Source organism: Pseudomonas sp. BIOMIG1BAC (assembly GCF_001705995.2).
Taxonomy (GTDB): Bacteria; Pseudomonadota; Gammaproteobacteria; order Pseudomonadales; family Pseudomonadaceae; genus Aquipseudomonas; species Aquipseudomonas sessilinigenes.
This window is the reverse complement of record NZ_CP049045.1, coordinates 6,380,603-6,401,656: the sequence shown is the minus strand read 5'-3', so window position 1 is coordinate 6,401,656 and position 21,054 is coordinate 6,380,603. Positions and strand designations below refer to the sequence as shown.

Sequence of the window (21,054 nt, the reverse complement as noted above, 5' to 3'; positions counted from 1 at the left end):
GTCGTTTTTTGCGGTTAGCGATGAAAGAGAGGGTCGGGGGCGGTCTAGCTGAGCGCGGTTCCTGGTGATCTTTTGGACCTGTTCCAGTGGTGGTTCGGATCGAGCGGGATGCCGTTCACGTCGCAGCCCCGCGTGGTGCGCTTGCCCATGTCCTCGGCTGTCTTGATCGAGTGACACGAGTGGCATAGGGGCGCCAGGTTGGTGCGTGCGTTGTTGTCGCCGTTGTTGTCCATGTGGTCCACGTCAGTAGCAGGTGTGACCAGGCCACGGGCCGCACAGTCGCGGCACAGTGGTTCCTCGGCCAGCACCTGGGCACGCAGGCGCTGCCATGCAGCACTACCGAGAGGAATCACCCTCGTCTTGGGCTTGTACCTGCTCACGCTTCTTCTCCTTCGCCTGGCGCTGCTTTTCCTCCAGGTGGGTTCCCAGCACCCGCACCCGGGGCTTTATCATCTGGAGCCTTGGTTTCTTGCTCATCATCAATACCTTCTACGGTGGGTAGGTTTTCCATGCGGCGTACCTCGGATCGCAGCAGCCATCCGTCCTCGACACCGCGCTGATAGAACTGCGCACGAGTGAGACTATCACCGCGCAGCAAGCCTTCCACGTTGTGCTCAGCAAAGAAGCCGCTGCCCAGTAGGGTGCGGTTGATAGCCTGCTCCCATGCGACCAGGTGGCGGCGCAGGGTATGGGTGACAAAGTACCGGCCCAGCTCCACGGCGTTGGAGTAGTTGGCCTCGCGCAGATCACCGATCAGCACAGGCGGTACACGGAACAGGCGGGCCACTTCCTCGACCGACAGGCGCCGGGCCTCGATCCACTCAGCATCCTCCAGCGTCATGGATACCGCGCTGTACTTCGCACCCTGGGGCAGCACCGGGGTCTTGCCGTGGTTGTTCACGCCAGCTTGCCCAGCGGCCCAGCTCTCACGAATCTGCGCGGCTTGCTCCTTGGTGGTGCCGGGTACCGTCTCGATCACGCCCGACAGCTTGGTGCCCTGCTCGAACATCTTGGCGCCGTGGGTACGTTCAGCCAGCGCCAGCCCCAGGGTATCCCTGGCCACCTGAATGGGGCTGCGCCCGAGCACACCATCTTCGGTGTGGTAGCGGATGTGCAACATCTCGTCGGCGGTCAGCCGCTGCAGCTTGCCGTGGCGGTCGGTGTACTCGTATACCAGGCGCTCGCTGGCCGAACTGCGCATGATCGACACGCTGTCCGGGTGTACTGGCTCCAGCGCTTGTACCCGACCGGCGCCGCTCCAACGAATGCGGGCGTAGGCGTTGCCGCGCAGCAGGATGTGGCGTTGCAGTTGCTCGCGGAATTCCAGGGCTGTCTGCCACTCGTTCGGGGCGTCGTGTAGCAGTGCGTACAAGGGATGGGCACGGGCCTTGTCGCGCCCGTCATCGGTGCGGCGATACACGTCCAACGGCAAGCTGCCCACGCTCTCACTGATCGCGGCGACAGCGGCATACACGGCACTGATCGACTCGGCGGTCTGTACCGTGATGTTGACCCCTGCCGAGTTACCGGCCTGGCTGAACTGGTCGAAGTACCGATCATAGGCCGGGGTGTTGTTGGAGCGCGTGAACAGGCTCAGCAGCTTTCTCACCGGATGCACTCCAGGAACTCAAGGTAACGACGGGCATTGGCCAGCGCCAGCATCGGCTTGCGGCTGCGCACCGATACGGTGGTGGTCGGGTAGGCAGGGTTCGCGGTGATAGTGATTTCGTGCAGGTCCACGTCCTGCAGGCTGCGCACCTCGCCGTCCCACTTCTCGCCCACCGGTACGAAGCCGAACGAACACCCGGCCACGTCGCCACGCTTCACCAGCTCGGACAGGTCGCGGCCCAGGCTGGTGTCGGGTAGGTCCAGCTCGAAGGCTAGGCCCACGTCATCCTCAGAAAGGCGCAGGGTGCCAGCTCCGACACGGCCCAACAGGGCTGCATCATCGTGCTCGTAAACGGCACGGATGCTGGCGGCGGCTGGACCTGCAAGGGAGCGCTTGAAAGCCCCCGGAAGGATGATCTCGGTAAAGCCCCCGATGGGGGTTGCATCACCGAAACGGGCGGCATAGCCGAACAGCGTCCGGCCTTTCCGTTCCAGGCTTGCGGCTGCTCGGCGTTCCATCACGGTGCGCTCGCTACTACGAAGCCTTCGGGATGGCGTACAGCGGTATCGACGGTGGCCATTGCACGGACCTGCACACCGCCACGGCTGTAGGCAGGTTCGGCGTATGGGTTCACCAGAATATCCACCTCGGACCACACGCCCAACATGACCTGGCTCCAGTCGCCCAGGATCAGCTTGCCGGTTGGGACGTTCTTCGATGCCGCCAGTGCCAGGTTGGCCAGGGTGCCGTTGTCGTACAGGAAGCCACTACCCGACCCGGCCACCTTCTCGGTGCTGCCCAGGACAGTGCGGATCGCGGCGGTGGTCAGCCAGCGGGCGTTGGCGATGTTCACGTCATCCAGTTTTTCCAGCAACGCCAGCACCTCGGCCCAGGTGTCGGGCATGGTGGCGGTCTGGATACCGGCAGTCTTCAGCACGCCCAGCGGTTCGCCAGCCAAGCCACTGCCGTTGATGATGGCGCGGTCGATCTGACGGGCGATCAGGAACGACAGGTCTTCGCGTACCAGTTGCTCGATGCCCGGCGACGATTGCTGCAGGAGCTGGCGCGACATTTCGGTCTTGCCGCCCACATGCTTCGGCGTCAGGGTCACACCGTCGAACGACATTTGGCCCTCGGGCACTGCCTGGCCCTCAGTAACCCAACCGGTTTCCAGGCCGCTGCCGAACTTCGGCACGCTCACATTGCCCACCAGGCCGGTCAGGGTGCGGATGCCCAGCGAACGCGCCAGCAACGCCTCACGCAGCGGGCCGATGTACAGGTCAGCACGGTGGTCGGTGCCCACCAGCTCGGGCGCGGTCGCGGTGGTGTTGGCGCGGCGCTCCAGGGCGGCGAACGGCACGAATGCGCCCTCGGCCTTGCGACCGGTGCGGCGTTCGGTTTCCTGGGTGTATTCGCGCTCGGCGCCGTCCAGTTGGCGGCCTTCCATCTGCGCACGCAGCACGCGGATCACGCTGACGCGCTTCTCCAGGTGCTCAGGGGTGTCGGTGGCGGCCGGAGTGGCGGTGCGCTTCTCCAGATCGGCCAGGTGCTCATGGCGGGTGATCTGGTCGGCCAGCGAGCGCTCCTCGGTCTTGAAGGTTTCAAACTGAGTGGATTCGTCGGTGGTCAGGTCACGGCCAGCAGCGGAAGCGGTGTCCACCAGCTTTCTCATGCCCTCGACGGCGGCGGTGCGCTTCTCGCGCAGTTCGTGAAGTTTCATGTGGAATTCCATAAATGGCAAAAACTATCAGGAATTGATAGTTGATAGTCTCTATCTAACACATTGAGACTATCAGTTCAATTGCTCTGATAGTTATTTGCTATTTATGGTGCGCGGGTCATTGAACCATTGCATCGGGCCAGCGAGCGCGAACATCGTCCAGAGCCTCGGCGTGGGTGATTGGCTCTGAGATCATCGTGAACGGCTTCCTGCCAGGGACAACTACTGTCCACCCACACCGTCGCTCAAGACCGTCATTCGCCGCCAACTCCGCCAGCAGTTCAAGGCGGTGTGCCCGGATGTACTTTTGCAGGTCATCCGTGACCATTGCCCTGGGCGATACGACTACCCGGTTTCCCTTCTTGCGGGCCGACAGCCCGCGTTGAGCCAGGTAGTCGATGGCGGTGCTCATATGGCCACCTCATCCTCGCCCACCTCGGCTTCTTCCATTGGTGCCGTTTCGTCCATTCGTGCCCTTTTTTCCCATTCGTGCCCTTGTTCTTTCCCCGGCACGAATGGGGCACCAATGGGCACGAATGGCGGAAACGTCGAGAACGCACCTTCGGCCTGGGGTAGCGACCAGAGGGTTTTAATCTCCTTCCCGAAGCCCTCGCGGACCGTCACTACCGACAGTTTTTCGCGTGCGGTCCGGGTCTGCTTCGCGCTGTAGCCGTTTTCCGTCATCAGGCTTTTGGCTTGCTTTCCGATCATCGGGCCATCTTTGAGGATTCGCCGTAATGCTTCTGACGGATCATCGTCATCCGGGCGGGTGTCGTCATCGGCCCCCTCAACGTCGCCCAGAATCTCCCTGGCTGACCCTTCGATCAGATCGCCCCAGGCGACGTGTGTCGTCGTGATGTCGCCATCGATAGTGCAAGTCTCGATGGTGTAGGAGACGCCACCCTCATCGGTGCCGATGTTCGACTTTGCCCGCGCCAGCACGCGCAGGTCGGAGTCTTCCTGCTTGGCAGCCACAAGCACCGTTCGCGCCAGCGCAGAGAAAGCCTGTGAGCCGATCACCCGGTCAGTCGGTGATGAGCCAGCGCCGCCCTTGGCGAAGTGAGAAATTCCCACGATGGCGCAAAGGTTCTGCTCCGCAAAGTCCACCACGCCCTGCAGCGCCCGGCGCACGTCATTGGCCTTGTGCATGTCGCCCTTCACAGCGCTGACGATTGGGTCGAGCATCAGCAGAGACACGCCGCCGATCTCGTTTGCAGTCTCTCGCAGCAGGGCAATGTCGTTGGCCGGGTCAAAGGGGTCAGCGTCACCCTGGGCGTTGGTGCGGCCCTGGATGATGTAGACGCGGCTCATGTCGGCGCCAGCAGCGGTCAATCGAGGAATCAACGTATCGGCGGGATCATCCTCGCTCGACCAGATCAGTGCGTTGCCTGGCTCGCTGCAGCGGCTGCCGTCAGGCCAGCGCCCGCCCGTGGTGATGGTGGCGATCAGGCCGATCAGCAACGTGGTTTTCCCGGTACCGCCGGCGCCAGCAAGGATGTGCAGCTTCCCCTTGGCCAGCCAGCCGGGCCACAGCCAGCGGATGGCAACGGGCTTGATCGATGCAGCACTGGCCACCTTCACTTTCCATACTGCTGGCGCTGCTTCGCGGGTGATCGCGCTGAGTGGTTCGGTCCATTCTTCGGCAAATCGATCAGTCGTCATTTGACCCCCAGGCGCTGCTTGGCAAGGTTGAAGCGCACCAGGTCGTCACCGACCAAACTCCCTTGCTGATGGAGTGATTGGCCGATCCGATAAATCATGCGCTCATGTTCAATCGCGGCCTTACTTGGCCCGCGCCGTGGTTGCTTTTCGCCGGGGAACAAGTCTCGCAACTCCAGGCCAATTGCCGAGACAATTTCTTTAGTTGTGCAACCGGCCCAGCACTTGAGCAAGACAACGCCCTCCGAAGTCTCGCTGATTGCCAAGCTCGGATGTTTGTCGTCGTGTGCAGGGCAGCAGGCTTTCCACTTGTCGGCGCCAGCGGACTTAACTTTGTCTAACCGGTTAAGCACTTTATCCAGGCAAGCCGATCCCATCGGCGCAAGTGCGCCGTTTTGAATGTTCATGGTTATTCCCCGTCGAAGTTGTTAGGGAAACTCTGAAAAAGACTTTCTGATTTGGCAAAATACCGCGACCCCACCCACCGAGTTTCCCGATGAAGCAGATGACCTTCGCCGACGCCGAGTACGCTGGCAAGCGCAAGCAAACCCGCAAGGAGTTGTTCCTGATCGAGATGGATCGGGTGGTGCCGTGGAAGGGCTTGATTGCTTTGATCGAGCCACATTATCCGAAAGGTGAAGGTGGCCGTCCGGCCTACCCGTTGATGGCGATGCTGCGTGTGCATCTGCTGCAGAACTGGTTCGGCTACAGCGATCCAGCGATGGAGGAAGCGCTGTACGAAACCACGATCCTGCGCCAGTTTGCCGGGCTGAACCTGGAGCGCATCCCCGACGAAACCACCATTCTCAACTTCCGCCGCTTGCTGGAGAAACACGAGCTGGCGGCCGGCATCCTCGCTGTCATCAATGGCTATCTGGGCGACCGCGGCCTGTCGCTGCGCCAGGGCACCATCGTCGATGCAACGCTGATCAATGCGCCCAGTTCGACCAAGAACAAGGACGGCAAGCGCGACCCGGAAATGCACCAGACCAAGAAGGGAAACCAGTATTATTTTGGCATGAAGGCCCACATCGGCGCCGATGACGAATCGGGTCTGGTGCACAGCGTAGTGGGCACGGCGGCCAATGTGGCGGATGTCACCCAGGTGGACAAATTGCTGCATGGCGACGAAAACGTGGTCTGCGCCGATGCAGGCTACACCGGTGTCGAAAAGCGGCCCGAGCATGAAGGACGTGAAGTTATCTGGCAGGTGGCGGCACGCCGCAGCACCTACAAAAAACTCGATAAGCGCAGCGTGCTGTACAAAGCCAAGCGCAAGATTGAAAAGGCCAAGGCTCAGGTGCGCGCCAAGGTCGAGCATCCGTTCCGGGTAATCAAGCGCCAGTTCGGTTACACCAAGGTGCGCTTTCGCGGCTTGGCCAAAAACACGGCGCAACTGGTGACACTGTTCGCTCTGTCGAACCTGTGGATGGCGCGCCGACATTTACTGACGAATGCAGGAGAGGTGCGCCTGTAATGCGGGAAATGGCCACCGGAGTGGGGTCCGGGTGGCGAAAACGTAAGAAATACTCGTCGAATTGATTGTTTTTTGATCATTTGGCGAGTTTAAAAGTTGCGCTAGGTGGTATGCCGGGGAAATACATGGCTACTTCAGACCATCCTTAGGTTCGAACCGTTCGACGCCGTTACGCATAGCGCGCAAGCCAATGATTGCTGCCCGAGCTACAGACTCGGCAAACCCAATTTCAAGACATGTGTAACGCCCACCCATCCCGGTTATTGCAAACCAGACTGCGTGGTAGGCTTGGGTTTCGTTGTTGGAGGCCAGGTTGGCCACTTCTTGCTCAAAGAAGTCGATGCCTTTACTCCAGTCGGTAGCGACTCCAGGATTGTTACGAGGCCAGTTGATCATCCGGCCTTCGCCGTCGCGTTGGGTAAAGCTCAGATCATCGCGGGTCTGCAAGTTCATTGCACACCCCCTTGGGCTTCCAGGGCGCGGGCTTGGTCCATGTGGTGGTTGTAGCGCTTCAAGCGGACGGACAGGGACGATCTGGCGCGGAGAGCGCTCAGAGCCATGCGGCGGTGAGCCAGGGCGCGGATTTTGGACGGAATGAGGGCGTTCATGGGCGTAGCTCCTTCTTTGGCTGAGGAGCTGCCACGATCCTTCCTACGGGATTGGGTGGCAGCTGTGCACGGGGTAGGAATACCGGGAAAGAAGGAACCCGGCCAGGCCGAAGCCTGCCCGCACACAGCCGCCATAACACGGGACTGCGAGCACAAAAAAAGCGCCAGCAATCGAAATGGGGCGCCTGTGCGCCTTCTTAAATTCGGGTTCCTACGCCCGGTCGCTGAATTTGCAGCGACAGACGAACGATAGCCGCGAAGCTCATCGCAAGCAACCGATTTCTTCATTCGTGCCCATTGGTGCCCCATTCGTGCCGGAGAAAGAACAAGGGCACGAATGGGAAAAAAGGGCACGAATGGACGAAAGGGCATGAATGGAGCGGCGAGAGTCATCACGCCACCTCCCCACGGCTGGCTGCGATCTGCTCATCACACCAGGCATGAATCTCGGCCTCGATCCATACGACCGACTTCGGGCCGAGAGTGACCTGCTTGGGGAACGCCCCAGCGGCGATACGGCGGTAAATCTCGGTACAGGACAGGCCGGTGATCGACTCAACGTCCTGGCGCTTGATGAAGCGGCGAGCGGGTAGGGTGGTGTTGGTAGGGTTAGCCATCGTCTGCGCCTCCTTGGGCGGTTTCGGTAATCAACGATGGCAATGCTGGTGGATGGTGGTCGGAGAGTCATTGCAACTGCAAAAAACAGTTTTGCAGTTGCAATTGCAGTCAGGCTTTCGTCGCCATCGCCTCGGTGAGCTTGCGGTTGGCCTGAGAGAACATTTTCTCCAGGTTGCTCCTGCTCAGGCCGCGAAGTTCGTACTTGTCGAGTATCTCGTCTATCAAGGATGACTGGTTGCGTTTCTTGGTTTCGCCGTTGGTTGCTATTTCGACCAGCGCTGCGACAGCGAGAGCAAATGACGGCGCTTCTTGTGCTGCCTGCAGCATAATGGCTGGCGCTTGCTTTATAGGTCGGTCATCACCAGGAGGGAAGTTGTACAACGTCATTGAGGATATGCAGTTGTCGTTTGGTCGGACTTTCCCTTTTGGTGCTTGAACGGGTTTGTCGTCATTTGCAGACTCTGCCAATGCATATATTTCTGAGGGTGATATGAAGCCCTCTTCGAAGTGCGGCATGCTGTCGTGAATATCATTCAGAAAAGATTCGGTTGCATGATCTCTAAGCGCATAGAAACCGCCATCGTCATCCCTGAGAACATATCCTCTACCACCGTCTCCTATATCTACTTGATCGGCGGGTATGTCAAACCCTACGCATAGCCCGCAGTCTTCGCCGGGCTTCATAAAGTAACGGCCTAATTCGACTTGCTTTGCATGCTCTTCGGGGTCGAGTAAAGGTGTTAGTTTTACAATGGTGGCGAAGCAGTTAACCCTGGCAGTTATCCAGCCGTTGGTATACATCATTGAGATATCGTTCTCGGTAACTTCCTCATCGATAAGGCGCGAAAGAAGCACAGCAGCTTCTTTGGGCGAAATGCTGCTCTTGAACTTGCTCAGCTTGCTCATCAGGAAGCGCTCCGAATAGAAACCACATTTGCGCCAGCGCAAAGGGCGTCAATCTCATCTGCCCAGCTCTGCATCATTTCCCGTCGCTGCTCCAGGTAGTGCGCATGGTTGTACGTGTCGCGGATCGAGTCTTGATCGCCGTGGGCCAGTTGCCGCTCGATCCAGTCACGGTTGTAGCCTCGGGTGTTCAGGCTGGTGCTCAGCAGATGGCGGAAACCGTGGCCAGTCTGGCGTCCCTCATAACCCATTGAGGAAAGCGCCTTGTTCACCGTGTTCTCGCTCATTGGCCTGGCCCGGTCGTTGCGCCCAGGGAAGGCGAGGGGATAGGTGCCGGTCAGTTCGTGCAGAGAGCGCAGCAGAACCACGGCCTGGCGTGGGAGCGGGACGATGTGAGGGCGCCGTGCCTTCATCCGTGCCGCAGGGATCGTCCAGGTAGCTGACTCCAGGTCGAACTCTTCCCAGGGCGCCAGCCGCAGCTCACCGGGACGCACGGCTGTCAGTAGCAGCAGGCGAATGGCGATCTTGCTGGTGAAGTCGCACTGGGCTGTCTCCAGCGTTGCCAGCAGCGCGGGAAGCTCGGCTTCTGATACGTGCGGGTGGTGGCGAGTGCGCGGGGCGTGCGCGGCTACCACGTCCAGATCGGTGGCGGGGTTGCCGGGCACCACACCCTTGGCCAGACCGAACCGGAATATCTGGCTCAGCCACTGGCGAACCTTGCGGGCGACGTTGAACGCCTCGCGCTGCTCGATCTTCCGCACCAGGTCTACCAATTCAGGGCGCTGGACCTCGGCGGCGGGCCGCTTACCAATTACCGGGAAAATGTCTGACTCCAGGTACTGCAGGGCCTTCGACGCGGTGGCCGGTGCCCAGCGTGGCTGGTTGTAGTCGTACCACTCCCGCGCCAGCGATTCGAGCGTCAGGGCCTGGGTCACGGCGGCTGCCTTCTCCTGCTGTTTATGGGCGCTTGGGTCAATGCCCTGCGCCAGCAGCTTGCGTGCGGTATCCCGGCGCTCGCGGGCCTGGGCAAGTGTGACGGCGGGGTAAGTGCCCAGGCCCAGCATCTTGGCCTTGCCCTCGAATCGGTAGCGAAGGCGCCACAGCTTTCCGCCAGCGGTTGTCACCTCAAGGCAAAGGCCCTGGGCGTCAGCGAGGCGATAGAGCTTGTCGCGGGGTTTGGCGGTGCGGATGGCGGTATCTGTGAGCGCCACGGGCGTTCCTCGCAGTGGCCGACCGGCGCAGGATTGCGGTCGATGTGTGAGTAGGATTCAGGACCGAACTCGTCCTACTCACAAATCTACTCACATACTTGAGGGCTTACAAGGGAACCACTGGGAACGATGGGCACAAAAAAACCGGCTCAGTGGCCGGTTTTCCTGGTGTTCCGGGTCTGGTAGGGACCGCTTGGAACTATGTGATGGTGCCCCGAGGGAGACTCGAACTCCCACTTCTTGCGAAAACGGATTTTGAATCCGCCGCGTCTACCAATTCCGCCATCAGGGCTCAATGGCGGCGAAGTATAGAGAGACGATTACCGTTGGTCAATCGGCTTTCGTGGTCAATTTTTGCTTATTCCGCTAAACTTTCCGGCCCTGCTAGACGAACCCCATCATGCGCGTTGCTGACTTTACTTTCGAGCTTCCCGATTCGCTGATCGCCCGCCACCCATTGGCTGAGCGTCGCGGTAGCCGCCTGTTGACCCTGGATGGGCCAACTGGCGCCCTGGCCCACCGTCAATTCACTGATTTGCTTGAGCATTTGCGCCCGGGCGATCTGATGGTGTTCAACAATACCCGGGTGATTCCGGCTCGCCTGTTCGGCCAGAAGGCCTCGGGCGGCAAACTGGAGATCCTGGTCGAGCGGGTGCTGGACAGCCACCGCGTGCTGGCCCATGTGCGCTCCAGCAAGTCGCCCAAGCCGGGGTCGAAGATCCTGATCGAGGGCGGTGGCGAGGCCCAGATGCTGGCCCGCCACGATGCGTTGTTCGAGTTGGGGTTCGCCGAGGAAGTGCTGCCACTGCTGGATCGGGTCGGGCATATGCCCTTGCCTCCTTATATAGATCGTCCGGACGAGGGCGCCGATCGCGAGCGCTACCAGACGGTTTATGCCCAGCGCCTGGGGGCGGTGGCCGCGCCGACGGCAGGGCTGCATTTCGACCAGCCGTTGCTCGAGGCGATTGCCGCCAAGGGCGTGGAGACGGCGTTCGTGACCCTGCACGTGGGGGCCGGAACCTTCCAGCCAGTACGGGTGGAGCGTATCGAGGATCACCATATGCATCACGAATGGCTGGAAGTCGGCCAGGACGTGGTGGATGCGGTGGCCGCGTGCCGGGCCCGTGGTGGTCGCGTAGTGGCGGTGGGCACCACCAGTGTGCGCTCCCTGGAGAGCGCCGCCCGCGATGGCGTGCTCAAGCCCTTCAGTGGCGACACCGATATCTTCATCTACCCGGGCCGGCCGTTCCATGTGGTCGATGCCCTGGTGACCAATTTCCATCTGCCGGAATCCACGTTGTTGATGCTGGTTTCGGCCTTCGCCGGTTATCCCGAGACCATGGCCGCCTATCGTGCGGCGGTCGAGCATGGATACCGCTTCTTCAGCTACGGTGATGCGATGTTCATCACCCGTAATCCTGCGCCAACCGCTCCCAAGGACCTGGCCCCCGAGGAAACTGTATGAGTCGCACCTGTCGTATGTCCTTCGAGCTCCTGGCCACTGATGGCAAGGCTCGTCGCGGTCGCCTGACCTTCCCCCGCGGTACGGTGGAAACCCCGGCGTTCATGCCGGTGGGTACCTATGGCACGGTCAAGGGCATGCTGCCGCGGGATATCGAGGCCATCGGCGCCGAGATTATCCTGGGCAATACCTTCCACCTGTGGCTGCGTCCGGGCACCGAAGTGATCAAGGCCCACGGTGACCTGCATGATTTCATGCAGTGGAAGGGGCCGATCCTCACGGACTCCGGTGGCTTCCAGGTGTTCAGCCTGGGCGCCATGCGCAAGATCAAGGAGGAGGGCGTGACCTTCGCCTCGCCGGTGGATGGCGCCAAGGTGTTCATGGGGCCGGAAGAGTCGATGCAGGTGCAGCGCGACCTGGGCTCGGACATCGTGATGATCTTCGACGAATGCACGCCGTACCCGGCCGATGAAGATGTGGCGCGGATCTCCATGGAGTTGTCCCTGCGTTGGGCCCAGCGTTCCAAGAACGCCCATGGCGATAACACGGCTGCCTTGTTCGGCATCGTCCAGGGCGGCATGCACCAGGACCTGCGCATGCGCTCCCTGGAAGGCCTGGACAAGATCGGCTTCGACGGCCTGGCCATCGGCGGCTTGTCAGTAGGCGAGCCCAAGCATGAAATGATCAAGGTCCTGGACTACCTGCCAGGCCAGATGCCTGCCGACAAACCTCGTTACCTTATGGGAGTTGGCAAGCCGGAGGATCTGGTTGAGGGTGTGCGCCGCGGTGTGGACATGTTCGATTGCGTGATGCCAACCCGTAATGCCCGCAATGGGCATCTGTTCATCGATACAGGCGTGCTGAAGATCCGTAACGCGTTCCATCGCCATGATGATTCGCCGCTGGATCCAACTTGTGATTGCTATACCTGCCAGAACTTCTCCCGTGCTTATCTGCACCACTTGGACAAGTGCGGGGAAATGCTCGGAAGTATGCTCAATACCATCCATAATTTGCGCCATTACCAGCGTCTTATGGCTGGTTTGCGCGAGGCTATTCAACAAGGTACATTGGCCGCCTTTGTCGATTCCTTCTATGCCAAGCGCGGTTTACCCGTGCCGCCTTTGGATTGAGTTCCAAAAGCGTCAGATACTAATTTTGCAACTATCGGAGTGCTAAATGAGCTTTTTGATCCCTGCCGCTTATGCGGATGCCGCTGCTCCTGCTGCTGCCGGTCCTGCGGGCACTGGTTTCGAGTGGATTTTCCTGGTGGGCTTCCTGGTCATCTTCTATCTGATGATCTGGCGTCCACAGGCCAAGCGCGCCAAGGAGCAGAAGAACCTGCTGGGCAGCCTGCAGAAAGGCGACGAAGTTGTGACCACTGGCGGTATCGCCGGCAAGATCAACAAAGTGACCGACGACTTCGTGGTTCTGGAAGTATCGGACTCGGTTGAACTGAAGTTCCAGAAAGGCGCAATCGCTGCCACTCTGCCAAAAGGCACGCTGAAAGCGATCTAAGTTTCATCTTTTACCAATCGACGGGGCGCGCAAGGCGCCCCGCGTCATAAACGGGCGGCGTGATGCTGAACAAATATCCTCTGTGGAAGTACCTACTGATCCTGGCGGTGCTGGCGATCGGTTTTATTTATTCCGCTCCCAATCTATACCCTGATGATCCGGCCATTCAGGTCAGCGGTGCGAGCACTGCGTTGCAGGTCACTCAGGCGGACCTGGATCGTGCGAGCAAGGCGCTCACCGACGCCGGCATCAACGTCAAGGCTTCCTCCATTGCCGCCAATGGCAAGGGTGGCCTGCTGCGCTTGATCAACAAGGAAGACCAACTTCCGGCCAAGGATGTAGTGCGCAAGGCGCTGGGCGATGACTATGTGGTGGCGTTGAACCTGGCGCAAACCACTCCGCAATGGCTGCGTAACCTTGGTGCGCATCCGATGAAACTGGGCCTGGACCTGTCCGGTGGCGTGCACTTCCTGCTGGAAGTGGACATGGATAAAGCCCTCGATGCGCGCCTGAAAGTCTATGAAGGCGACGTCAAGAGCCTGCTGCGCAAAGAGCGTCTGCGCTATCGCAGCCTGCCGCAGCTCAATGGTGCGATCCAACTGGGCTTCAGCGACGAAGACAGCCGTGAACAGGCTCGTGCGCTGATCCGCAAGAATTTCAATGATTTCGACATCGTGCCGGCCGACCTCAATGGCCAGCCGGTGCTGCGTCTGGCGATGACCCCGGCCAAGCTGGCGGAAATCCGTGAATACTCCATCAAGCAGAACTTGACCACGGTACGTAACCGGGTCAACGAGCTGGGCGTGGCCGAGCCTCTGGTCCAGCGCCAGGGCGCCAACCGGATCGTGGTTGAGCTGCCGGGCGTGCAGGACACGGCCGAAGCCAAGCGGATCCTGGGCAAGACCGCCAACCTGGAATTCCGCCTGGCCGCCGAGCCGGGGGCTTCCAAGGCCACTTCCGAGTCCTTCGAGTTCCGCGAGGGCAATCGTCCTCCTGCGCTGATCGAGCGTGGCCTGATCATCACCGGTGACCAGGTGACCGATGCCCAGGCCAGCTATGACGAGCACGGCCGTCCACAGGTGAACATCAAGCTCGATGGTCACGGTGGCGAGCTGATGAACCGTTCGACTCGCAATAACGTCGGTCGCGGCATGGCGGTGATCTTCATCGAGCAGAAGCCGGTCACCACCTACACCAAGCAAGTGGTGGACGGTGTCGAGAAAGACGTGCCGGTGCAGGGTTTCAAGGAAGAGAAGAAAATCATCAGCCTGGCAACCATCCAGTCGCCACTGGGCAGCCAGTTCCGCATCACCGGCTTGAACGGCCAGGGTGAGTCCTCGGAGTTGGCGCTGTTGCTGCGCGCCGGTGGTCTGGCGGCACCGATGTACTTCGCTGAAGAGCGCACAATCGGTCCTAGCCTGGGTGCCGACAACATCACCAAGGGTATCGATGCGTCGTTGTGGGGCATGCTGTTCGTGTCGCTGTTCATCATCGCCATCTACCGCTTCTTCGGTCTGATTGCCACCGTGGCGCTGGCGTTGAACATGGTGCTGCTGCTGGCCCTGATGTCCCTGCTGGGGGCAACGCTGACCCTGCCGGGTATCGCCGGTATCGTGTTGACCATGGGTATGGCGGTGGACGCCAACGTGCTGATCTTCTCGCGGATCCGTGAGGAGATCGCAGCCGGCATGACCGTACAGCGGGCGATCAACGAAGGCTTTGGCCGGGCATTCACGGCGATCCTGGACTCCAACCTGACCACATTGCTGGTGGGTGGCATCCTCTTCGCCATGGGTACCGGTCCGGTCAAGGGCTTTGCGGTGACCATGTCCCTCGGGATCTTTACCTCGATGTTCACGGCCATCTGGCTGACCCGCGCGATGGTCAACCTGATCTTCGGCGGTCGTGACTTCAAGAAGTTGTGGATTTAAGGGGCTGCCATGTTACGTACTATCAACTTCATGGGCGTGCGCAACGTTGCGTTCGGCCTCACTGTGCTCCTGACCGTTCTGGCGTTGTTCAGCTGGTTCCACAAGGGTTTGAACTACGGTCTGGACTTCACTGGCGGTACGCTCATCGAGCTGACCTATGAGCGTCCGGCGGATGTGATGAAGGTTCGTTCGCAGCTGAACGAAGCCGGTTATCACGAAGCCATCGTGCAGAGCTTCGGTGCGACCACCGACCTGCTGGTGCGGATGCCGGGTGAAGACCCGCAACTGGGCCACCAGGTGGCAGCCGCACTGCAGAAAGTCGGCGGCGACAACCCGGCGCAGGTCAAGCGAGTCGAGTTCGTTGGCCCGCAGGTGGGTGAAGAGCTGCGTGACCAGGGTGGCCTCGGCATGCTCATGGCACTGGGCGGCATCCTCATCTACCTGGCCTTCCGCTTTCAGTGGAAGTTCGCGGTCGGTGCGATCGTGTCGCTGATCCACGACGTGGTGGTGACCGTGGGTATCCTGTCGTTCTTCCAGATCACCTTCGACCTGACGGTGCTGGCCGCGGTACTGGCGATCATCGGCTACTCGCTCAACGACACCATCGTGGTGTTCGACCGGGTGCGTGAGAACTTCCGCGTACTGCGCAAGGCCAGCCTGATCGAGAACATCAATATCTCGACCACCCAGACCCTGCTGCGGACCATGGCGACCTCGATCTCCACCTTGCTGGCGATCATTGCGTTGCTGTTCTTCGGTGGCGATAACCTGCACGGTTTCTCCATCGCCCTGTTCGTCGGTGTCCTGGCGGGTACCTACTCGTCGATCTACATCGCCAACGTGGTGCTGATCTGGCTGAAGCTGAGCAGCGAAGACCTGATTCCTCCGGCCAACACCGAGAAGGAAGTGGACGATCGTCCATGATCGACTGAGCCTGTTCCGGCGGTCAGCAAAAAAGGCGCGAGTGTTGAACTCGCGCCTTTTTTTTTGCTCCAAGGCTGGGAGAAGCGCGGGTTATGACCCGTATGTATGGTCAGGAGGTTCACGTGAACAAGTCGTTGCTGGTGGGTGCGGTATTGGGTGCTGTCGGTGTCACCGCCGGGGGTGCTGTGGCTACCTACAGCCTGGTTAAAAGCGGCCCTGAGTATGCGCAAGTGCTGGCTGTGCAGCCGGTCAAGCAACAGATCAAGACTCCTCGTGAAGTGTGCAAGGATGTCGCGGTAACTCGTCAGCGCCCGGTCAAGGATGAGCATCAGATCCTCGGGACCGTGGCCGGTGCTGTGGGTGGCGGGTTGTTGGGCAGCATGATCGGCAATGGCAATGGTCGCAAGCTGGCTACGGTGGCCGGTGCCGTGGGTGGCGGTTATGCAGGTAACAAGGTGCAGGAGGGCATGCAGGAGCGTGATACCTACACCACGACGCAGACTCGTTGCAATACGGTCAATGACATCAGCGAGAAGGTCGTGGGTTATGACGTGAAGTACGACCTGGGTGGCAAGCAGGGTCAGGTCCGGATGGATCGTGATCCGGGCAATCAGATCCCGGTGGACAAGGATGGGCGCCTGATCCTGGGGCAAAACCAGAATCAGCCCGGCCAATAGTCTGCTCGTCGGCGACGGCGGCCAAAGTTCCCTTTTCGCTGGCAGTTCGACTCCTGTAGGAGCGGATTTTCAGGCGTAAAAAAAGCACCCGATGGGTGCTTTTTTTTGTATTGCTGTTTAGCGCTTCATCGAGGCCGGCAGGTGCGGCTGGATGGCGGTCAGTACCGCCTTGAAGCACTTGGTGTTGCCTGCGACCACGTGACCTTTTTCCAGGAAGTCGTGACCACCGGTGAAGTCGCTCACCAGGCCGCCGGCTTCCTGGATCAGCAGGGCGCCTGCTGCCATGTCCCACTCGGACAGGCCCGACTCCCAGAAGGCATCGAAACGACCGGCAGCAACATAGGCCAGGTCCAGGCTGGCGGCGCCGGCGCGGCGGATGCCGGCGGTCTGGCCGACCAGGGAGCGGAACATACCCAGGTAGTTGTCCAGATTGTCCATTTGATCATCGCGGAACGGGAAGCCGGTACCTAGCAGGGCGCCGTCGAGGCTGGTGCGGCCGCTGACTCGCAGGCGGCGGCCGTTCAACTGTGCGCCACGACCGCGGCTGGCGGTGAATTCTTCCTGGCGAACCGGGTCCAGGACCACGGCGTGCTCCAGGCGACCACGGTATTTGCAGGCGATGCTCACGGCGAAGTGGGGGATGCCACGCAGGAAGTTGGTGGTGCCGTCCAGTGGGTCGATGATCCACAGGTATTCTTCGCCTTCGATCCCGGTGCCGGCATGCAGGCCGGTCTCTTCGCCCATGATCGAGTGATTTGGGTAGGCCTTGCGCAGCGCATCGATGATCTTCTGCTCGGCGGCGCGATCCACCTCGGACACGTAGTCCTTGGCGTCTTTTTCATCGACCTTGATGGTATCCAGGCGCTCGATGGAGCGGAAAATCAGTTCACTGGCGCTGCGGGCGGCGCGCAGCGCGATATTCAGCATTGGCTGCATGGATAGGTCACCTAAGGTTGTTAAAGAAAGCCGAGCATTGTAGCAGAAAACTTTTGCAGATGAAGTTCGTCGTTCGCTTTGATCGTATTGCTCCGCCGTATGGTATCTAAGAAAAGGGGTAGCCTGGTTCGAGTCCAGAAGTAGCGAGCTGGTTATTTTTAAGGCGGGAGTACGGGCTGTTCTGTAAGATTTATTCCCCTTTTCCCTGTCCGAGAGCACTTCCCTTGCTGCAGAACATTCGTGTCGTCCTGGTCAATACCAGTCATCCCGGCAACATCGGTGGGGCTGCGCGCGCCATGAAGAACATGGGGTTGTCGCGCCTGGTGCTGGTGGACCCTCGGGTGTTTCCATCTCACGAGGCGGACGCGCGAGCCTCCGGTGCCACGGATATCCTGCAGGGGGCCCAGGTGGTCGCCACACTTGAAGAGGCTTTGGTCGGTTGCACCCTGGTGTTCGGCACCAGTGCTCGCGAGCGGAGCATTCCGTGGCCGCTGCTCGATCCTCGCGAGTCCGGGGTCAAGGTGGTGGAGGAGGCGGGCAAGGGCGCCCAGATTGCCCTGGTGTTCGGTCGTGAGGATTCCGGCCTGACCAACGACGAGTTGCAGCGATGTCATTTCCATGTGCATATCCCGTCGGACCCGGCGTTCAGCTCGCTGAACCTGGCGACGGCGGTGCAGGTGCTGACCTATGAGGTGCGCATGTCCTGGCTGGCGATACAGGGTCAGTCGGGCGGGGTGGGTAAGGATGAGACGGTCGCTCCCAGTGATGAGCTGGCGACCATGGATGAGCTTGAGCGATTCTACGAGCACCTGCAGCAAGCGCTGGTGGAAATCGATTTCCTCGATCCGCAGAAGCCCCGGCACCTGATGGCGCGCTTGCGCCGGCTGTTTGGTCGCAGCTCGGTCACCCGGGCGGAAATGAATATATTGCGCGGCATCCTCACGGAGACCCAGAAAGCGGCGCGTGGGGAGCTGCAGAAACGGAAGGATCAGTGATGTTCGAGCGTCTGCGTGAAGATATCCAGAGCGTATTCCATCGAGACCCGGCGGCGCGCAATGCCTTCGAGGTGCTGACCTGCTATCCGGGCATGCACGCGATCTGGATCCATCGTTTGTCCGGCGCCTTGTGGGGCATGGGGTGGAAGTGGCTGGCACGCCTGCTGTCGAACTTCGGGCGTTGGCTGACTGGGATCGAGATTCATCCGGGGGCCAAGGTCGGGCGTCGTTTCTTCATCGATCACGGCATGGGGATCGTCATTGGTGAAACCGCCGAGATTGGTGATGACGTCACTCTCTATCAGGGAGTGACCCTGGGCGGCACCAGCTGGAACAAGGGCAAGCGTCATCCGACATTGGAGGATGGCGTCGTGGTCGGGGCGGGCGCCAAGGTGCTTGGGCCTTTCACTGTCGGTGCCGGGGCCAAGGTCGGCTCCAATGCGGTGGTGACCAAGGCGGTGCCCGCAGGTGCGACGGTGGTCGGCATACCGGGGCGGATCATCATGAAGTCCAGTGATGAGCGGCACGCCAAGCGCAAGGCCATGGCGGAAAAGCTCGGGTTCGATGCTTATGGCGTCAGCGAAGACATGCCGGATCCGGTGGCGCGCGCCATTGGCCAATTGCTCGATCACCTGCAGGCCGTCGATGTGCGCTTGGAGGGTATGTGCGGAGCACTGAAGGATCTGGGAAGTGAGTACTGTGCCAAGGATCTGCCGGCGCTGCGGGAAGAAGACTTCGCCGAGGTCAAGGAAAAGGGCGGTAGTCAGGTCGGTTGATTGCCTCGGGCATGGCTTCCTGTGCCGGTCGGATCACTGCTGAAGGGCTGATCCGACCGGCGAATGACCCGTAGGTCAGCTGCTGCCATCCTGCTGTGCCATTACGTCGCAGACTTTGCTATGATTCGCGCGCTCTTTTACGGGTAAATCCGACTAAAGTAGTTGGTCTTATAGTTGACTCGATTACTCGGGTATTGCATACTCGCCTCCATTCCGAAACTCCGTGGTACTTGTCCATGCGACTGACTACTAAAGGCCGATATGCGGTGACCGCCATGCTTGATCTGGCGTTGCACGCGCAACATGGCCCGGTCTCCCTGGCCGATATCTCTGAGCGCCAAGGCATCTCCCTGTCCTATCTCGAACAGCTTTTCGCCAAGCTGCGCCGCAGTAACCTGGTTTCCAGTGTTCGTGGTCCTGGTGGCGGTTATCAGCTATCGCGTGACATGCAGGGAATCCAGGTGGCTCAGGTGATCGATGCGGTGAACGAATCGGTCGATGCAACCAAATGCCAAGGATTGGGCGATTGTCATGCCGGTGACACCTGTCTTACTCATCACCTGTGGTGCGATCTAAGCCTGCAGATTCACGAATTTCTGAGCGGTATCAGCTTGGCTGACCTTGTCACCCGCCGTGAGGTGCAAGAAGTAGCCCAGCGTCAGGACCAGCGCCGTTGTAATGGCAAGGCGCCGCGCCTGGACAAGATTGAAGCGTCCGCCGTCGAATGACAGCCAAAGAGCTAGCGGCACGCCAGCCAGCCTGATTTAGGAGAGAGTCCATGAAATTGCCGATTTACCTTGATTACTCAGCAACCACTCCGGTCGATCCGCGTGTTGCGCAAAAAATGAGTGAGTGCCTGCTGGTCGACGGGAACTTCGGTAACCCGGCGTCCCGCTCCCACGTGTTCGGCTGGAAGGCCGAGGAGTCGGTGGAGAACGCCCGTCGCCAAGTGGCTGACCTGGTCAACGCCGACCCGCGTGAAATCGTCTGGACTTCCGGTGCCACCGAGTCCGACAACCTGGCCATCAAGGGCGTCGCGCATTTCTATCACACCAAGGGCAAGCACCTGATCACCTCGAAGATCGAGCACAAGGCTGTCTTGGACACCATGCGCCAACTCGAGCGCGAAGGCTTCGAAGTGACCTACATCGAGCCGGGTGAAGACGGCCTGATCACTCCGGCCATGGTGGAAGCTGCTCTGCGTGACGACACCATCCTGGTTTCGATCATGCACGTGAACAACGAAATCGGCACCGTCAACGACATCGCCGCCATTGGCGAGCTGACCCGCTCCAAGGGCATCCTGTTCCATGTCGATGGTGCCCAGTCCACCGGCAAGGTCGAAATCGACCTGCAAGCGCTGAAAGTCGACCTGATGTCGTTCTCTGCCCACAAGACCTACGGCCCCAAAGGCATCGGCGCACTGTACGTGAGCCGCAAGCCTCGTGTGCGCCTGGAGGCCACCATGCACGGCGGCGGTCACGAGCGCGGCATGCGTTCCGGGACCCTGGCTACCCACCAGATCGTCGGCATGGGCGAGGCCTTCCGCGTTGCCAAGGAAGACATGGCAACCGAGAACGCCCGCATCAAGGCCCTGAGCGATCGTTTCTACAAGCAGGTCGAGCACCTGGAAGAGCTGTACGTCAACGGCAGCATGACTGCTCGTGTGCCGCACAACTTGAACCTGAGCTTCAACTACGTCGAAGGCGAGTCGTTGATCATGGCGCTCAAGGACCTGGCGGTGTCTTCCGGTTCGGCCTGTACTTCGGCCTCCCTGGAGCCTTCGTATGTGCTGCGTGCCCTGGGCCGTAACGACGAACTGGCGCACAGCTCGATCCGCTTCACCTTCGGCCGTTTCACCACCGAAGAGGAAATCGACTACGCGGCCCAGAAGGTCTGCGAGGCCGTTACCAAGCTGCGTGCCCTGTCGCCGCTGTGGGACATGTACAAAGACGGTGTCGATATCTCGAAGATCGAGTGGGCGGCACACTGAATTTAAGTCGCCGCACGGGGTTCTGCAGGACGTATCG

24 protein-coding genes and 1 tRNA gene are annotated in these 21,054 nt (G+C 60.3%); 11 read left to right on the top strand and 14 right to left on the bottom strand.

The features are described from left to right. Nucleotides 1-44 precede the first annotated feature (44 nt). The 7 genes from ATY02_RS29695 to ATY02_RS29665 form a co-directional block, all read right to left on the bottom strand. Nucleotides 45-380, bottom strand: coding sequence for an HNH endonuclease signature motif containing protein (locus tag ATY02_RS29695; RefSeq protein WP_059400028.1), 336 nt, complete (start codon nt 378-380; stop codon nt 45-47). Further along, nucleotides 377-1,609, bottom strand: coding sequence for a phage portal protein (locus ATY02_RS29690; protein WP_228022232.1), 1,233 nt, complete (start codon nt 1,607-1,609; stop codon nt 377-379). The genes ATY02_RS29695 and ATY02_RS29690 overlap by 4 nt, the downstream gene beginning before the upstream one ends. Continuing rightward, nucleotides 1,606-2,127: an HK97 family phage prohead protease gene (locus ATY02_RS29685; RefSeq protein WP_059400029.1), complete on the bottom strand. Its 522-nt coding sequence runs from the start codon at nt 2,125-2,127 to the stop codon at nt 1,606-1,608. Before ATY02_RS29685 ends, ATY02_RS29690 begins: the two co-directional genes overlap by 4 nt. Beyond that, nucleotides 2,127-3,329, bottom strand: coding sequence for a phage major capsid protein (locus ATY02_RS29680; protein ID WP_164823616.1), 1,203 nt, complete (start codon nt 3,327-3,329; stop codon nt 2,127-2,129). Before ATY02_RS29680 ends, ATY02_RS29685 begins: the two co-directional genes overlap by 1 nt. 118 nt (nt 3,330-3,447) lie before the next feature. Then, nucleotides 3,448-3,741, bottom strand: a complete 294-nt coding sequence (locus ATY02_RS29675) for a hypothetical protein (RefSeq protein ID WP_068586293.1) — start codon at nt 3,739-3,741, stop codon at nt 3,448-3,450. Next, complete coding sequence (locus ATY02_RS29670; protein ID WP_083235866.1) at nt 3,738-4,991, bottom strand: AAA family ATPase; 1,254 nt, start codon at nt 4,989-4,991, stop codon at nt 3,738-3,740. Before ATY02_RS29670 ends, ATY02_RS29675 begins: the two co-directional genes overlap by 4 nt. After that, on the bottom strand, nt 4,988-5,395 hold the full coding sequence (locus ATY02_RS29665; protein ID WP_023382230.1) for a virulence-associated protein E: 408 nt from the start codon (nt 5,393-5,395) through the stop codon (nt 4,988-4,990). The genes ATY02_RS29670 and ATY02_RS29665 overlap by 4 nt, the downstream gene beginning before the upstream one ends. 89 nt (nt 5,396-5,484) lie before the next feature. Between ATY02_RS29665 and ATY02_RS29660 the strand changes: the two genes are divergently transcribed. After that, complete coding sequence (locus ATY02_RS29660) at nt 5,485-6,465, top strand: IS5-like element IS1384 family transposase (RefSeq protein WP_010466230.1); 981 nt, start codon at nt 5,485-5,487, stop codon at nt 6,463-6,465. Between the two features lie 129 nt (nt 6,466-6,594). Here ATY02_RS29660 and ATY02_RS29655 read toward each other — a convergent pair whose 3' ends face one another. The 6 genes from ATY02_RS29655 to ATY02_RS29630 form a co-directional block, all read right to left on the bottom strand. Next, complete coding sequence (locus ATY02_RS29655) at nt 6,595-6,918, bottom strand: hypothetical protein (protein ID WP_068584674.1); 324 nt, start codon at nt 6,916-6,918, stop codon at nt 6,595-6,597. Beyond that, entirely contained in the window at nt 6,915-7,073 is a 159-nt protein-coding gene (locus tag ATY02_RS36255) for a hypothetical protein (RefSeq protein ID WP_228022231.1), read from the bottom strand. Before ATY02_RS36255 ends, ATY02_RS29655 begins: the two co-directional genes overlap by 4 nt. A 392-nt stretch (nt 7,074-7,465) precedes the next feature. Next, nucleotides 7,466-7,690 carry a helix-turn-helix transcriptional regulator gene (locus tag ATY02_RS29645; protein WP_068584677.1) on the bottom strand — a complete coding sequence of 75 codons (225 nt, stop codon included), beginning with the start codon at nt 7,688-7,690 and terminating at the stop codon, nt 7,466-7,468. Nucleotides 7,691-7,799: 109 nt separating this feature from the next. Next, nucleotides 7,800-8,597 carry a hypothetical protein gene (locus ATY02_RS29640; RefSeq protein WP_068584681.1) on the bottom strand — a complete coding sequence of 266 codons (798 nt, stop codon included), beginning with the start codon at nt 8,595-8,597 and terminating at the stop codon, nt 7,800-7,802. Next, nucleotides 8,597-9,805 carry a tyrosine-type recombinase/integrase gene (locus ATY02_RS29635; protein ID WP_068584684.1) on the bottom strand — a complete coding sequence of 403 codons (1,209 nt, stop codon included), beginning with the start codon at nt 9,803-9,805 and terminating at the stop codon, nt 8,597-8,599. Before ATY02_RS29635 ends, ATY02_RS29640 begins: the two co-directional genes overlap by 1 nt. A 207-nt stretch (nt 9,806-10,012) precedes the next feature. Beyond that, a tRNA-Leu gene (locus ATY02_RS29630) sits at nt 10,013-10,097 on the bottom strand. Between the two features lie 108 nt (nt 10,098-10,205). Here ATY02_RS29630 and queA point away from each other — a divergent pair. From queA to ATY02_RS29600, 6 genes are all read left to right on the top strand, one after another. Beyond that, nucleotides 10,206-11,270, top strand: a complete 1,065-nt coding sequence (queA, locus tag ATY02_RS29625; RefSeq protein ID WP_068584691.1) for a tRNA preQ1(34) S-adenosylmethionine ribosyltransferase-isomerase QueA — start codon at nt 10,206-10,208, stop codon at nt 11,268-11,270. A 14-nt stretch (nt 11,271-11,284) separates the two neighbouring features. After that, a complete protein-coding gene (gene tgt, locus ATY02_RS29620; protein ID WP_022640715.1) occupies nt 11,285-12,400 on the top strand; it encodes a tRNA guanosine(34) transglycosylase Tgt in 1,116 nt (371 codons plus the stop codon). A gap of 46 nt (nt 12,401-12,446) precedes the next feature. Continuing rightward, entirely contained in the window at nt 12,447-12,785 is a 339-nt protein-coding gene (yajC, locus tag ATY02_RS29615; protein WP_011063224.1) for a preprotein translocase subunit YajC, read from the top strand. A 62-nt stretch (nt 12,786-12,847) separates the two neighbouring features. Next, nucleotides 12,848-14,716, top strand: coding sequence for a protein translocase subunit SecD (secD, locus tag ATY02_RS29610; protein WP_068584694.1), 1,869 nt, complete (start codon nt 12,848-12,850; stop codon nt 14,714-14,716). 9 nt (nt 14,717-14,725) lie between these two features. Next, complete coding sequence (gene secF, locus ATY02_RS29605; RefSeq protein WP_068584697.1) at nt 14,726-15,640, top strand: protein translocase subunit SecF; 915 nt, start codon at nt 14,726-14,728, stop codon at nt 15,638-15,640. 122 nt (nt 15,641-15,762) lie between these two features. After that, nucleotides 15,763-16,317: a glycine zipper 2TM domain-containing protein gene (locus ATY02_RS29600; protein ID WP_068584700.1), complete on the top strand. Its 555-nt coding sequence runs from the start codon at nt 15,763-15,765 to the stop codon at nt 16,315-16,317. Between the two features lie 117 nt (nt 16,318-16,434). On the opposite strand, the gene suhB is transcribed toward ATY02_RS29600, so the two are convergent. Continuing rightward, nucleotides 16,435-17,253 carry an inositol-phosphate phosphatase gene (gene suhB, locus ATY02_RS29595; protein WP_068584709.1) on the bottom strand — a complete coding sequence of 273 codons (819 nt, stop codon included), beginning with the start codon at nt 17,251-17,253 and terminating at the stop codon, nt 16,435-16,437. A 224-nt stretch (nt 17,254-17,477) separates the two neighbouring features. On the opposite strand from suhB, the gene trmJ reads away from it, so the two are divergent. The 4 genes from trmJ to ATY02_RS29575 all read left to right on the top strand — a co-directional run bounded on the left by trmJ (nt 17,478) and on the right by ATY02_RS29575 (nt 21,017). Continuing rightward, nucleotides 17,478-18,248, top strand: a complete 771-nt coding sequence (gene trmJ / locus ATY02_RS29590) for a tRNA (cytosine(32)/uridine(32)-2'-O)-methyltransferase TrmJ (protein WP_068584712.1) — start codon at nt 17,478-17,480, stop codon at nt 18,246-18,248. After that, nucleotides 18,248-19,024, top strand: coding sequence for a serine O-acetyltransferase (gene cysE, locus ATY02_RS29585; protein WP_068584715.1), 777 nt, complete (start codon nt 18,248-18,250; stop codon nt 19,022-19,024). Before trmJ ends, cysE begins: the two co-directional genes overlap by 1 nt. A 236-nt stretch (nt 19,025-19,260) precedes the next feature. Continuing rightward, nucleotides 19,261-19,752, top strand: coding sequence for a Fe-S cluster assembly transcriptional regulator IscR (gene iscR, locus ATY02_RS29580; RefSeq protein WP_011063217.1), 492 nt, complete (start codon nt 19,261-19,263; stop codon nt 19,750-19,752). A gap of 50 nt (nt 19,753-19,802) precedes the next feature. Continuing rightward, nucleotides 19,803-21,017, top strand: a complete 1,215-nt coding sequence (locus ATY02_RS29575) for an IscS subfamily cysteine desulfurase (RefSeq protein WP_068584719.1) — start codon at nt 19,803-19,805, stop codon at nt 21,015-21,017. Nucleotides 21,018-21,054 lie beyond the last annotated feature (37 nt).

Excerpts from the sequence above, each read along its gene's own strand:
- ATY02_RS29685 (WP_059400029.1), bottom strand. The coding sequence starts at position 2,127 with ATGGAACGCCGAGCAGCCGCAAGCCTGGAACGGAAAGGCCGGACGCTG.
- ATY02_RS29680 (WP_164823616.1), bottom strand. The coding sequence starts at position 3,329 with ATGAAACTTCACGAACTGCGCGAGAAGCGCACCGCCGCCGTCGAGGGC.
- ATY02_RS29675 (WP_068586293.1), bottom strand. The coding sequence starts at position 3,741 with ATGAGCACCGCCATCGACTACCTGGCTCAACGCGGGCTGTCGGCCCGC.
- ATY02_RS29670 (WP_083235866.1), bottom strand. The coding sequence starts at position 4,991 with ATGACGACTGATCGATTTGCCGAAGAATGGACCGAACCACTCAGCGCG.
- ATY02_RS29665 (WP_023382230.1), bottom strand. The coding sequence starts at position 5,395 with ATGAACATTCAAAACGGCGCACTTGCGCCGATGGGATCGGCTTGCCTG.
- ATY02_RS29660 (WP_010466230.1), top strand. The coding sequence starts at position 5,485 with ATGAAGCAGATGACCTTCGCCGACGCCGAGTACGCTGGCAAGCGCAAG.
- ATY02_RS29655 (WP_068584674.1), bottom strand. The coding sequence starts at position 6,918 with ATGAACTTGCAGACCCGCGATGATCTGAGCTTTACCCAACGCGACGGC.
- ATY02_RS36255 (WP_228022231.1), bottom strand. The coding sequence starts at position 7,073 with ATGAACGCCCTCATTCCGTCCAAAATCCGCGCCCTGGCTCACCGCCGC.
- ATY02_RS29645 (WP_068584677.1), bottom strand. The coding sequence starts at position 7,690 with ATGGCTAACCCTACCAACACCACCCTACCCGCTCGCCGCTTCATCAAG.
- ATY02_RS29640 (WP_068584681.1), bottom strand. The coding sequence starts at position 8,597 with ATGAGCAAGCTGAGCAAGTTCAAGAGCAGCATTTCGCCCAAAGAAGCT.
- queA (WP_068584691.1), top strand. The coding sequence starts at position 10,206 with ATGCGCGTTGCTGACTTTACTTTCGAGCTTCCCGATTCGCTGATCGCC.
- tgt (WP_022640715.1), top strand. The coding sequence starts at position 11,285 with ATGTCCTTCGAGCTCCTGGCCACTGATGGCAAGGCTCGTCGCGGTCGC.
- yajC (WP_011063224.1), top strand. The coding sequence starts at position 12,447 with ATGAGCTTTTTGATCCCTGCCGCTTATGCGGATGCCGCTGCTCCTGCT.
- secD (WP_068584694.1), top strand. The coding sequence starts at position 12,848 with ATGCTGAACAAATATCCTCTGTGGAAGTACCTACTGATCCTGGCGGTG.
- secF (WP_068584697.1), top strand. The coding sequence starts at position 14,726 with ATGTTACGTACTATCAACTTCATGGGCGTGCGCAACGTTGCGTTCGGC.
- suhB (WP_068584709.1), bottom strand. The coding sequence starts at position 17,253 with ATGCAGCCAATGCTGAATATCGCGCTGCGCGCCGCCCGCAGCGCCAGT.
- cysE (WP_068584715.1), top strand. The coding sequence starts at position 18,248 with ATGTTCGAGCGTCTGCGTGAAGATATCCAGAGCGTATTCCATCGAGAC.
- iscR (WP_011063217.1), top strand. The coding sequence starts at position 19,261 with ATGCGACTGACTACTAAAGGCCGATATGCGGTGACCGCCATGCTTGAT.
- ATY02_RS29575 (WP_068584719.1), top strand. The coding sequence starts at position 19,803 with ATGAAATTGCCGATTTACCTTGATTACTCAGCAACCACTCCGGTCGAT.